This is a genomic window from Lachnoclostridium sp. An169 (genome assembly GCF_002160525.1).
GTDB classification, from domain to species: domain Bacteria; phylum Bacillota; class Clostridia; order Lachnospirales; family Lachnospiraceae; genus Mediterraneibacter; species Mediterraneibacter cottocaccae.
Map to the genome: position 1 here is coordinate 37,814 of NZ_NFKT01000005.1, position 12,975 is coordinate 50,788.

The 12,975-nt window shown below is 51.8% G+C and carries 7 protein-coding genes; all 7 read right to left on the minus strand.

Going from position 1 to position 12,975, the window contains the following annotated elements; genetic code table 11:
• Positions 1-4: 4 nt before the first annotated feature.
• Positions 5-1,315, minus strand: a complete 1,311-nt coding sequence (locus B5F07_RS05320; RefSeq protein WP_087160245.1) for an ATP-binding protein — start codon at positions 1,313-1,315, stop codon at positions 5-7.
• Entirely contained in the window at positions 1,312-2,022 is a 711-nt protein-coding gene (locus B5F07_RS05325) for a LytR/AlgR family response regulator transcription factor (protein WP_087160246.1), read from the minus strand. Before B5F07_RS05325 ends, B5F07_RS05320 begins: the two co-directional genes overlap by 4 nt.
• Positions 2,023-2,247: 225 nt before the next feature.
• Positions 2,248-2,670: a hypothetical protein gene (locus B5F07_RS05330; protein ID WP_087160247.1), complete on the minus strand. Its 423-nt coding sequence runs from the start codon at positions 2,668-2,670 to the stop codon at positions 2,248-2,250.
• A gap of 15 nt (positions 2,671-2,685) precedes the next feature.
• Positions 2,686-5,775, minus strand: a complete 3,090-nt coding sequence (locus B5F07_RS05335) for a beta-glucosidase (RefSeq protein WP_087160248.1) — start codon at positions 5,773-5,775, stop codon at positions 2,686-2,688.
• A 66-nt stretch (positions 5,776-5,841) separates the two neighbouring features.
• A complete protein-coding gene (locus B5F07_RS05340) occupies positions 5,842-7,317 on the minus strand; it encodes an MFS transporter (RefSeq protein WP_087160249.1) in 1,476 nt (491 codons plus the stop codon).
• Positions 7,318-7,402: 85 nt separating this feature from the next.
• A complete protein-coding gene (locus B5F07_RS05345) occupies positions 7,403-9,967 on the minus strand; it encodes a family 78 glycoside hydrolase catalytic domain (RefSeq protein WP_087160250.1) in 2,565 nt (854 codons plus the stop codon).
• Between the two features lie 401 nt (positions 9,968-10,368).
• Positions 10,369-12,858 carry a glycoside hydrolase family 2 TIM barrel-domain containing protein gene (locus B5F07_RS05355; RefSeq protein WP_087160356.1) on the minus strand — a complete coding sequence of 830 codons (2,490 nt, stop codon included), beginning with the start codon at positions 12,856-12,858 and terminating at the stop codon, positions 10,369-10,371.
• Between the last annotated feature and the right edge of the window lie 117 nt (positions 12,859-12,975).

The window sequence follows — 12,975 nt, forward strand, 5'->3', positions numbered from 1 at the left end:
ATATCTAATCTTTCAGCGGTATCAGTATCCGCAGTTCGAACCAGTTGTCCCGCACGCCCGCCGTAACGGAACCGCCGTACTTTCTCACGGTGCTCTGGATACTCTTCATCCCGAATCCGTGAAAACGCTTGTCCTTCTTTGTAGTAACAGGCATGCCGTTTTTGAAGGTAATCTTTTCTTCCGTATAATTCTCACTGCGGATCCTCAGGAAGTTCTTCTGTTTTGCCACAGAGAGATGGATCAGGCGTTTTTCCTTATCGTCCAGTTTTTCCACGCTCTCGATGGCGTTGTCCAGGACATTTCCAAAAAGAGCGCTGATATCCATCTCTGCCATAAAATCAAGAAGTGTGCCATCCGCCACGCAGGTCAGACCGATGTCGTGGTTCTGACAGTAGAGACTCTTGCTTGTCAGAACCGCGTCGAGGACTTTGTTTCCGGTCTTGTTCTGCGCCTCATAAGAGCGGATATCCCGCTCCATCTCCTCCAGATATTCGATTGACTTTTTACTGTTCGCCTCTGCTTTCAGAAGAGTAATCTGATGTTTCAGATCGTGGTATTTCTGATTGACAATCTCAATACTTTCCTGGGAAAGCTGATAATTCTTGTACTGCATCTCCAGAATATTCTGCATGGTATCCACCTCGAACTTCATCTGCAGTTCCCGCATCTGGATATGATAGGCGTACAGGACTGCTATGCCGCTTAAGTCTACCAGAGTACGGATGGTAAACATTTCCCCCGCAAAGGGGCTGCCGAACAGAGCGTACTGATCCAGATAACTCACATTGCTGACAGCAAAAACCGCAACCGTGATAATAATTACGGTCAGCAGTTCCCTTCCATTGATCCGGATGCTCTCCGCTCCCTGCTGAAGCCCGCGCTCAATCAGATAGAGCACGGTAAAAATAATAGCATAGATACCGATAAATTCCGACCATCGCAGGAACTCGGCATTTTCCGGATTCAGGCGGTTCCTTGTGTAATAATAGAGCAGCCAGCACATGGAAGCGGCGAATTCTCCGCCTATAAAAGCCCGCGCACAGTAATATCCCGCCTCCGGAAGCTTAAAATCGCAGCAGGTGTAGATATAGACCAGCATCATGGAAATGGAAACCGCCATGGACGGCAGGAAAAGCGCCTGCCTGATTCCGTCTGTCAGTTCCATAAAGCCTGCCAGTGCCGCGAAAAAAATAATGTGCACCAGATATCTCCGCCATCCTGTAATCTTTTTCCGGTTGGTACATGTCACAATAAATGCAGCCAGAATATAGGCGATCGCATAATAATACCCGGGGGTATTGACCACTTCGCTCATTTCCCCACCTCATTCATATAGTCGTTCAGAGCGTCCAGGAACGCTTTTTTCCGGGAACGGCTCACCTGGATCACATCCCCGTTCACAGTCACATCGCTGCCCTGGAAACTCTCGACAAAATTAAGGTTCACAAGATAGCAGCGGTTACAGCGGAAGAATTTTTCCCCATCCAGAACATCCTCAGCGTCTTTCATGCTTCCCTTTGTGATATATTCCCCGTCTGCTGTATGGTAAATCAGGTCATGATCCCTCACCTCCACATAGCAGAGACGGGAAATATCAATCTTCTGCCTTCCTCCCCTGAGCTGAATCGTCACATAACGGGTTTCTTTCCTTCGGATTCTCGTAAGAGCTCTGTCGATCCTCTGGGAAAAGGCGAAGTAGGACAGAGGCTTCAGGACATAATCCAGGGCATCAACTTTGTACCCCTGAATGGCATACTGGGGCATATTGGTAATAAAGATGATAACCACTTCCGAATCTTTCTCCCGGATCTTCTCCGCAGCCGTCATTCCGTCCATGAACGTCATCTCCACATCCATAAGGATGATGTCAAAATCTGCCGAGTAACCGGTCACAATATCCTCCCCGTCCGAATACATCGTCACGGCGATCCGCTGCTTTTTCTCATTTTCATACTGATGAAGATATTCTTTTAACTGCGCGGCATATGTCTTGTCATCCTCCACTACCGCAATCCGAAGCATGCCGGTACCTCCTCTCGATCCTCTATATGCACTAGTATACCATGTTTTTCAAAATTAGAAAATGAATTTTCTCGCCCAGACGCGCCCCGCCGGGCGCATGCAAAAAGAGACAGAACACATCTCCTATTAGTGTCCTGTCTCTTTCTGTTTTTCCCTTTATTTTTCTGATTTTCCGAAAATCTTTCCGCCTTGTCTCAGCCTGTTTCCCTCTGCTTTTCCGGCTTCTTACGCCTCATCTTTTCCTACTTTGAAGAAGGAGCCGATGATGTTGAAGATCACCGCCAGGAAGCAGAATACCATTCCCACAACCGCGCTTGTCAGGTCAGCCATGGTCTGCGCGTTGTTCTCGAAGGTCAGGATGGATGCGATACCGTTTACACGGACGCTGATGAAAAGGACGAAAGCCACCATCATAAGTGCGCCGCATACAAGCGGGATCAGATCAAATATTTTTGCGGATGCCTTATAGCCGAATCCGTAAACCAGTTCCAGCACGATGGCGATCACCATGCACGCCACAACTCCTGCGTTTACACCCAGATTTCCAAAATAATCTGTGTTGCAGTTGATCAGGTAGAAGATTACTCCCACCACTGCAAGGATGGCCGTAATGATTGTAATATAAAATCCAAGGGACTTATTTTTCATAACGTTAACCTCCTCCTATTTCTCTTTCTTCAGGCTTCTGATGTACATTGCAATCGCCGCGATTGTCAGAACCGCGAATACGATCTGTACTCCTGTCAGAGCGTTGTCATACCATGTGCGTACTTCCACGATCCGGGATGTCTCGTTCAGTCCGTCCATCGCGTTGGAGTTTGCGATCGCATAGTACTGCCACTTCATAACGTTCTTCAGATCCTGCATCATTGTAGCATCCTGGCTTACGCTGTCAACGGTCCAGTAAGGCCACTTCGCGCTGACCGCCTCCATGGTGCTGTCCCCCGTGTTACAGGTCATTGTGACACCGCAGTGTACTGCTTCCTTGAGCACGCTGTAGTTTGCATCCTGGATGAAGTCCTCGCTCATCAGGCCCTTGAATCCCCACTCATTGCGGAGAATGTTGATCAGCAGACCGTAATGTGCGTTTCCTGCATAGCAGCCGATCCGGTTGAAGGTTGTCATTACGCCCAGTGCCTGTGCATCCTCGATGGAAGCCTGCACGCCGCGGAGCTCGTTCTCACGCGCTTTCTGCTCTGTCATAAATGTTGCGATACCGGAACGGTTGATCTCGGTGTCATTAAATGCGTAGTGCTTCGGTGCAATGATCACGCCGTATTCTTTGCCTGCCGCGATATAGCTTGCCGCCTGGTAAGCGGTCAGCACTGCATCCTCTGAATAGTACTCATGGTTACGCGCATTGTAAGGTGTACGGTGAAGGTTGGTTCCTGCTCCCCAGAAGATGGTCAGGTTGGACCAGATCGAATAGTTTCCGATCACCGCGCCGTACTCGGCAGCCATCTCTTTGCTGAATGTGGAAGCGATAACTGTCTCGTTGCACATTGTACCGAACTTATAGTTCAGGTTCGGGTCGTCTGCGCTTACCTTGTAAGGATCCGCAGAATTCTCGTCTGTATTTGCATACTGTCCCAGTGTATAGGAGTTGATTCCGTTCGGTCCGTCGTTCTGGATAACTTCCGGTGAGGAGATGGACTCGATCGCCTTTGTACTTGTTCCTCCGAATCCTGTACGGATCATGGCGTCCTCAAGATTCATCTGATCCATCAGGGAATCCCACTGCTCATCGTCAAAATCAGCACCTTTGAGCTCTGCCAGAGTCAGTCCGTTGTCTGCGCCCCATGTGATGGAATCCGGATCGCCCTGGGCTGTGATCTCATAGGTATCGTTCTGCATGATCTGGATCATCTCGTCTGTCGCCGTCAGGTCGCTGTATGTCTGCGGCCATGTTCCGCTCCAGTCATTTCTTGTCAGGTATGTAACAGTTCCCGGCATATAGTAGTTCAGATCCATATCCTGGAGCTGGTTCTCAACTGCCGTGCCGTTCTCTGTGTACGCGAAGGATGTCGTATCCATGGCATCCAGTGTCCAGGTCTGTACGTTTGCCGCATTTCCTGCGTCTGTCATGCCGTCAGCTTCTGCGTAGCCCTGAGCTGCAAGAACATTGTTCATCGCCTCATGGGAGCCGTTTCCTACTGTAAAGTAGTAGTTTCCTGCATCCAGGATGTAATTTCCTGTTGTGCCGGCTTCATTGGAAGCTGTGCTGTCCCAGCTTGTCATATCCTGTGCATCTGCCTCAATGGTGATGGTCACAGATTCTCCCGGCTGCAGTTCGTCTGTCTTCTCATAGTCAAGAAGCTGGATGCCTGCTTTCTCAACAAGATTCTCTCTGTCATAGTCTGTGTAAGGAACAGATACATAGAGCTGTACCACATCTTTTCCTGCCACATCGCCTGTGTTGGTAACTGTCACTTCCGCCGTAACAGTTCTCTCCGCCAGGTTTACGCTTAAGCTGTCAAGAGTCTGCTCAAATGTTGTGTAGGAAAGCCCGTATCCGAACGGATAGGAAACCTCATCATCATAGCTCCATGCACCGCCTGTGGAACTTCCCACGCTGTCGGAAGCATTTCCCTGTCCCATGACAACGTCCGCATATCTTGTCTCATAGTATTTGTATCCTGTATAAATGCTCTCTGCCTCAACCAGCTCAGAGTTGATGGAGTATGCGGAATCTGCATTTGTCCATGCAAAGTTTCCGTAGTTCTGGGCTGCCGGAGATGCAGAGTTGTCTACCGCATAGGTATCCGGCAGATGTCCGGACGGATTCGCCGCTCCGCTTAACACATCTGCAACACCGTAGAATCCGTATCCTCCCGGAAGACCTACCTGAAGGATCGCGTCAACACCTGTGTTGTCCTTGATTTCCTCGATCTCCATGGCACTTGCATTGTTGAGGATCACGATAACCTTGCCTCCGTTGGATGCCTTTGCCTCAACAGCCGCATTGATGATCGCACGCTCTGTATCGGAAAGTCCGAGGGGGTCAGCCTGGTTCAGGTTCTGCTCCGAATCAACTCCCGCCTCGCCCGGCATGTAGTTCTTGTTCTCTCCTGCCGCACGTGCCAGTGTAACGATCATAACATTGTAGTCGTTCATGCTGTCCCGCCATGTGGAGTCTGTTGCATCCATCGTATCCGTAGAGAGCTCCGCACTCTTGAACGTACCGTCAATGGAAGGAGCTGTAATACGGTTTACCGGCTCGGATGTTCCCCACATACTGATCAGATCGGACTGGTACTCATCTTTCAGAGTGTCGTAGAGATCAGAAACTGTCGGATTCAGAGCATATCCTTTCGCGGTCAGCGCCTGTACAAAATCAACGGTATCTGCATCGGTTCCTGTATTTACAGAAAGGGTACTTCCGAAGTCACCGCCCTGTACCGGGTAGTAGCTGCTGAATCCCAGAAGCGTAACTTTCTGTGTCTCCTCCTCGGAAAGAGGAAGGGCGTTGTTTTCATTTTTCAGAAGAACGGATCCCTCCTCGTTCATCCGCTCACCCAGATCCTCGATCGCGTCAAGGAGTTCTGTCGTGCTGCTGTAGTCGGAATGGAATGCGTAGTCATCCTCCGACTGATTCTCCGTCACCATCTGGGTACTCTGTGTACCAAGGAATTTGTCAATATCGGTACGGAACGTATCGATGATCATGGATGCTGACAGGGAAAGAGCCAGCACTGAAGTTGTCGTTGTGGCAAGTCCGCGCCACAGACGGCGTTTTGTCTTTTTCTCTTTCATATTATCCTCCTCCAGATAATTATTTTGATCTATATTTTCAGCCTTCCGCTGAAAGATCCTGTTTTTTTACTTTGCAGTCTTTTTATTTCTCTTCTCGATCTCATCCTGTTCTTCTTTCAGGTTATCCTCCACGCGGAAGAAGAGGAACAGAAGCACGGCGCACACTGCGTAGGAAACGGTCTCGATCCAGATATAGCTCACAGAGATTCCCATCTGCGCAAGCGCGCTCTGGACGCCGCTTCCGACCACGATGTTCTGGTCATATCCGACCATGTTCAGGATTGCGGAGAACACGGCGTTCATAACCGGTGATGCAGCCACCATCAGGGAACTGTAGATGGACATGGTCAGTCCGTCGGTACGAAGTCCCGTCTTCCACTCGATGTGGTCGATGACGTCTGCAAGCATTGCCAGAATCATGTAGCATGCCGGCGAGGAGCCCAGACACTTGAGAGCAACGCCGATTGCAACCGGCACGATATTGTTTCCGCCAAGACCTGCGATCACACCGCCGATCACGCCCAGTACCAGGAATGCGCTGACTGTCGTTCTCTTACCGAACTTCTGGCACAGCGGGTTTACAAAGAGCATGGCAACCGCCATCGGGATTGCTCCCATGATCGCCAGAATCGACTGGTAAGCGCCCCATCCGTCTGCGCCCATTGCCGAGTTGTCGAGCACCCAGCGGCAGAAGTAGGACATGGAACCGTTCTTGATCGCTCCGGAGAACTGGAAGAGCAGATAGAAGATCATCACGATCCACCACCATTTCTCCGACACAACCGCCTTCATCTGTGTTCCCATGGAAACCGTTTCCTTCGGTTTGTCCGACTCTGCTGCTCCGGTGGAGAGCAGTTCTTCGGTCACACGCTCGCGACTGAACTTATACTGAAGAAATACTGCCAGGGCTGTAAAGATTCCCACTGCGAGCATTGCCACAAACCAGAGCGCCTGGTTTTCTTTGAGGGCAAAGGATACGAGGATCGGGAACACCATGGAGCCCGCGCCCATGGCGGCCAGTCCGGCGATATTCGTAAAGGATGCAAGCTGACCTCTCTGGTCGGAATTTCTCGTGGACACTGCCACCAGAGTGGAGTTTGCCGTGTTGTAAATCGGATACGCAACGGAGTAGTACAGATTGTACGCGATTGCGATCCATACCATTTTCATCGTGCCTTCAAACGGGACGATGAACATCAGCACCGACGCCACCGACAGGGTCAGGGCCGACAGAAGGATCCACGGTCTCGCCTTTCCTGCGAGCACTCTCGTGCGCTCAATAAGCTGTCCCACAACAAGGTTTGCAATGACGATCAGAATCGTCGAAAAAAGCTGCAGCGTTGTCAGGAACGTCAGGTTCAGTTTCAGGACATCCGTAAAATAGGTGTTCAGAATACTGGTAAAGATTCCGGATGACAGCAGTCCGCCTACCGGACCGATGAAGTAACCCAGAAGCATCTCAGGAACACGCACGTCCTTCCCTTTGATGAGGGAAGAAGTCAGCGGCGTATTCCAGAAGTTAGACTGTTTTGGCTGACTCATAATTTCTCTCCCTTTCTTTTTACTTTTTTCTGTACCGCTCTCCCCGGATCAACCGGATGAGCAGGCCGGCCACACTTTCCCGCACTTACTGTTTCTCCCACGGGCAGCTCAAATGGTATCTTCCGCTGCCGTGCTGCTGCGTGCTTCCGTCAGGAAGCGTAACCGTGCACTTTGTTCCCACAGGAACTTCTATGTCGATCTGGAACGTGCCCTTTTCCACCTTCCAGTCTGACACGATCTTACCGTACGGAGTCACGGTTTCCGCCTTCGCGGATGTGATTCCGCCGCCCACCAGGGGCTTCACTGTAAATGTCTTATATCCCGGCTCATCTGCCTGGATTCCTGCCACTCTCTGGTACAGGAACGCGCCCACCGCACCGGATGCATAATGGTTGTAAGAGATCATCATATCCGTGCCGTCATCTCCGATGGGACACTCGCCGTTCTCGTCCAGTCCGTCCCAGCGCTCCCAGATGGTTGTCGCGCCGGATTTGACTTCATAAAGCCAGGAGGGGCATTTCGTGTTGGTGAGCATCTGAAACGCCGTGTCCGCCTGCCCGTTGTCCGCCAGGGCAAAGAGGATGTAAGGCGTACCCGGAAATCCGGTGCCGATGCAGTAGTCCGAGGCTTTCACCAGTGCCGCAAGATTCTCCGCCGCTTTCCCCTGTACGTTCTCAGGGAACATCTTAAACCAGAGCGGCAGCACGTAGGCGGTCTGGAACTCCTCCTTCAGCTTTCCGTTGCCGTCGGTAAAGACGGAGACATAAGCATCCGCCACCTTTTCGGAGAGGTCTTTATAATACTTCGCATCCTCCTCTTCTCCCAGGATGCGCGCCACCTCGCCGGTGAGCCGGCTTGTGTTGTAAAGGCTTGCCGTTGCCGTCCATTTGCTTCTGCCCTGCCACTGGGACATCTTCGGCACATCCGGAGCCACCCAGTCGCCAAAATGAAGGACGGACGGGGTATGCCAGATATATCTGTGCTTCCCGAATCCGAAGCCCGCCCAGAAGCGGCATGCTTTCACGTATTTTTTCATAACCGGGTACATATCTCTTAATACCTGGACATCACCGCCTGCCATGTACTGTGCCCAGGGCACCAGCACACAGGCGTCTCCCCACCAGTCGATTGCCATGGAAGGCATGGTTGCGGGGAAGCCGTATCCCTGCACCGGAACCGTGTTCGGGATACCGCCGGAAGGCAGCTGCTCCGCCTTCACATCCAGAAGCCATTTCTCCAGGAAACGGCTGATATCGAAGTTAAAACATGCCGTGGGTGCGAACACCGCGATATCTCCGGTCCATCCCATACGCTCGTCCCTCTGGGGACAGTCTGTGGGGATGTCCACAAAGTTTGACTTGCTACTCCAGATGATATTCTGCTGCAGGCGGTTGATCATCTCGTTGGAACAGGTAAACTCTCCGATCCGCTCGATATCGGAATAGAGCGCAAGGGCGGAGACATTTACGTCCTTCTCATCAATTCCGGTGATTCCCACATAGCGGAATCCCATGTATGTAAGCCGGGGGCTGTATTCCTGTGCCCCGTCCCGGCATGTATAAGTGGCTGTCGCCTTTGCCGTGCGGAGGAACTTTGTATTCAGGGAACCGTCCCGGTTCAGGATCTCCGCGTGTTTCACCGTCACTGTCTGCCCTTTTTTTCCGTTCAGCCGCAGCTTTACGACGCCGGCGAAGTTCTGACCGAAATCGTAGACGAGCGTGCCGTCGGAAAGTTTCTTGCAGGAAACCGGGCGCATCTCCTCGTGGGCTTTCACCGGGCTTCCGTAATCCGCCATCAGATTGGACGTGAATTTCAGCTGTTCCGGCGCCGCCTTTCTCCAGGTAATCCTTTCCGGATCTACTGTGGCGTCGTAAGTCTCGCCGTCATAGATGTCCGCCATGCGGAAGGGCCCGTCCTCGGTCACTTCCCAGGAACCGTCCGTACCGACGATCTCCTCCGTGCCGTCCCCATATGTAATGCGCAGCTCTGCCAGAAATGCCTGACGGTCTCCGTCAAAACGGTTGACTCTTGTAAACACGAACGCGCCCACCGCCCATCCTCCTGCCACGACAGCCGTGAGCGTACTTTCTTTTTCCTCCGCAAGCAGCTCTGTGACATCGTAAACCTGATACTGCATCTCATGTTTATACGAGGTAAATCCCGGTGCAAAATACCGGTCCCCCACCTTCTTTCCGTCAATCTCCAGCTCATAGATTCCCAGAGCCGTAGCGTACAGTTTTGCCGATGTGATCTTTCCCTTTGTGCCGATCTTTCTGCGGAACATCATGGGGACCGGCGACACACCTTTTTCTGTAAAAGAATAGGCGGGATCGCTGATCCATACGCCTTTCCAGGCCTCTCCCATACGCCCGGTCTCAAAAGAGACTTCCGCATGCGCCGTCTCTCCCGCGTCATCCGTGACATCAAGAACGGCTGTGTAACGGGTAAACGGTTTTAAATCCGTACCGTCGTAGCGAATCCCCGTCTGCTCTGCCGTCCGGGCGCTCCAACCATTCAGCGTAATAACCGCTTCCCGAACTGTCACATCCGTCCGGTCTGAATTCAGCCGGTAGCTGAAGCAGGGATTCTTTTTGTCTGTGACACACCCGTCTGTCAGATCTTCCACCGCAAATCGGGAAACTTCCAACATAATAACCTCTCCTCCTTTTCCCTTTCTTTTTCTATGAACCCATCATAACACTTTGCGGATTTTACGGACCGGAAATAACGTGAACGGTCATTCTTTTAGCGTAATTTGTCATTTTTCGTTTTTGTGCAGTTTATACAGAGATCGGTTTATATGGATTTTATATTTGAATTGCATCCGAGTTGGTTTGAGATTCTTTTTGTCTTTTTGCGATATTTTGTGTGTATTGACTGAAAATTTCAGATAACAGAATTTGTCTATTTTTACTTTGAGCGAAAAGAGAGTTATATAGACGCCGGAGATACTGCAGTCCCCAGGGAAAATTACAGAGGCGCCGGAAAAAATCCCGCGGCCTCTGTAATGCATTTCTTTCAAGTATTCTTCTTGCCTGTCATTCTGTCCTATCATACAATCGGAAGTTCTGCAAGCCCTGTATGCTCTCCGTCGCTTACTTCCAGCGTCATTGTAAGCCCCTTTTCAGCAGCCCGCACCACGGCCAGCGCCTCACCGAAATATGTGTCCGTCCGGTCTGTACAGTATCCGATCTCATTATAGGGACAGCCGTTTCCGATGCCGACCAGTTCCCCGTTGGTTACCTTTACGCTTATAATTCCCCGCTCAAGGGGCTTCACTGTCCCCGCCCCGTCCGTATACCGGAGACGGATGAAAGACAGCCCGCCGCGCCTTACCTCTTTTTCTTCCGGAACCGCCTGCAGCACCGTCTCCTTTCCTGCCGTGTACAGGGCGCTGCGGGAAATCTCTTTGCCGTTCCCGTCAAACGCCACCGCTTCCAGCATTCCCGGCTGATATGTCACTGTAAACATGGTATCACAGCGGTTTTTCAGTTCCCGGCTTCCCACCAGTCTTCCATTCAGGAAAAGATCCACCTTTGCCGCCCGGACATAAACTTCCACATACGCCTTTTTCCCTTCGCACCCATGCCAGGACCAAGACTCTACGGCATTGGTCATCTTCCATGCGGACGGAGAATGTCTCTCGTCGGTGTGATTGACCGGACGGACGGCAATCACCGGCTTCTTCTCCATCTCAAAGGCCGTTCTTGTATATCCGGCTTCGGCGAGAGGCTTTCCGGTCAGGTCAATCCGTCCGCTTCCGGCTGTGATCCATCCGGGTCCGTGGGAGAAGTCCGGTGCATAATCGCTGTACTCCCAGGATCCGACGCCCACTTCACCCAGATAATCCATTCCTGCCCAGACAAAATCTCCCACAATCCGCGGATACTTCTTCGCCATCTCCCAGAATGCGTAAGCGTCCGAACAGAAAGTTTCGCTTCCCAGGATCAGCCTCCGGGGATATTTCTTCAGGTCGTGGCGGTAGCGGTTGATCCCGTAATTATACCCGGCGATGTCCATGTTCGCGAAGGCGTCCCTTGTCTTCACATCGCATCCGTAAAACGTGGCCCCGGTCTTCATAAAACCGCTTCCCATAAGCCCGGCAAGATCATTGAAGAACTGGCTTCCCACAGCTTTCTTCTTCGGCGTTTTTCCTCCGTTTTTCGCGCCGCCGCTTTCCTTTTCTGCCTTGAGGCGTTCCGCCTTCTCTGCTTCCTTCTTTGCCTTCTTGTCGCTGTACACACCGAACCCGATGGAGCTCAGGAAGTTGAAGAATATATTGATGCCGCATGTCACCGGGCGGGTCTGATCCAGACTGTGCAGATATTCCGTCATTTCCTTTGTGAGCCGGATCCCCCGGGGCTGTGCTGTCTCAGAGACTTCATTTCCTGTGGAGTACAGGATCACGGACGGGTGGTTGTAATCCTTCTCCACCATGTCCCTGAGATCCTGCTGCCACCAGTCGTTAAAACAATTGACGTAATCATACTCGGTCTTGTGGATATACCACACATCTACAAACTCGTCCATCACCAGCATCCCCAGCCTGTCGCAGGCGTCCAGCATCGCCTTGGAACAGGGATTATGAGCGGAACGGACCGCATTGTAGCCGTTTTCTTTCAGAATCCGGATCTTCCTCTCCTCTGCCTCCGGATAGCAGCATGCCCCCAGTACGCCGTTATCATGGTGAATGCAGGCTCCCCGGATAATCACCCGCTCTCCGTTCATGGAAAATCCCTTTTCCGTATCCCAGCCTATGGTACGGATGCCGAACGTGATTTCTTCCGTGTCCGCTCCGGAAAATGTCACTCTCATCCGGTACAAATCCGGCGTGTCCACGCTCCAGAGCCGGGCGTCCGGTATCGTAATCTGAAAGCTCTTTTCTCCCGGGGTTTCCGCTTCCATCTCTACAGGGGCAAGACCGGGTTCGCTTCGGGTTGATTCCGTTGCCGCAGTTCTTCCATCCGCAGATTCAGCCTCCGCCGGGAACACTTCGATTTTCAGATTCCCCGGTGCGTTTGTCTTTACCGTGGCTTCGATCACCGCCGGCTCTGTGCTGAGCGTCCGCACCCGGATTCCGTTTCTCTCGATATGCGCTTTCGGAGCCAGATACAGCCATACCGGGCGGTAAATTCCGGCACCGGAGTACCAGCGGCTGTTCGGCTGGTCTGCATTGCGCGCGATCACCCGGATCACATTTTTTTCGCCGTATTTCAGGTAATCCGATGCATCCACGTAAAAATTGGTATATCCGTAAGGGCGGAACGCCGCTTTCTCTCCGTTCAGATACACTTCCGCATTGTGGTAAACCCCTTCGAATTCCAGGGTCACTTCCATCTCCCGGTACTCTTCCGGGACATCGAATTCCTTCTCATAGAGATAATCGTCCCCCTCGAACCAGCCCGTGTTGATCCCGCCGGCGCTGTCCTCTGTCCTCTTTTCCGAGATCATCGCATCATGCGGGATCGTCACCGGACGCCCCGGCCCCTCCCCGTCCAGATGCCGGCATGTCCATCCACGGTTAAAATCAAGCTTTTTCATCTTTCCTTGCTCCTTTTCCTCAGCCTTCTGATTTTCATGGATGTATTCTAACATCTTTTTTCGATTCCGGTCAGCAGAAACCGTAATCGGCAGCATTTCGGACGCAAACTGTACGGA

Bases quoted from the DNA above. Each gene is read 5' to 3' on its own strand.
- B5F07_RS05320 (WP_087160245.1), bottom strand. From the start codon at position 1,315: ATGAGCGAAGTGGTCAATACCCCCGGGTATTATTATGCGATCGCCTAT.
- B5F07_RS05325 (WP_087160246.1), bottom strand. From the start codon at position 2,022: ATGCTTCGGATTGCGGTAGTGGAGGATGACAAGACATATGCCGCGCAG.
- B5F07_RS05330 (WP_087160247.1), bottom strand. From the start codon at position 2,670: ATGAAAAATAAGTCCCTTGGATTTTATATTACAATCATTACGGCCATC.
- B5F07_RS05335 (WP_087160248.1), bottom strand. From the start codon at position 5,775: ATGAAAGAGAAAAAGACAAAACGCCGTCTGTGGCGCGGACTTGCCACA.
- B5F07_RS05340 (WP_087160249.1), bottom strand. From the start codon at position 7,317: ATGAGTCAGCCAAAACAGTCTAACTTCTGGAATACGCCGCTGACTTCT.
- B5F07_RS05345 (WP_087160250.1), bottom strand. From the start codon at position 9,967: ATGTTGGAAGTTTCCCGATTTGCGGTGGAAGATCTGACAGACGGGTGT.
- B5F07_RS05355 (WP_087160356.1), bottom strand. From the start codon at position 12,858: ATGAAAAAGCTTGATTTTAACCGTGGATGGACATGCCGGCATCTGGAC.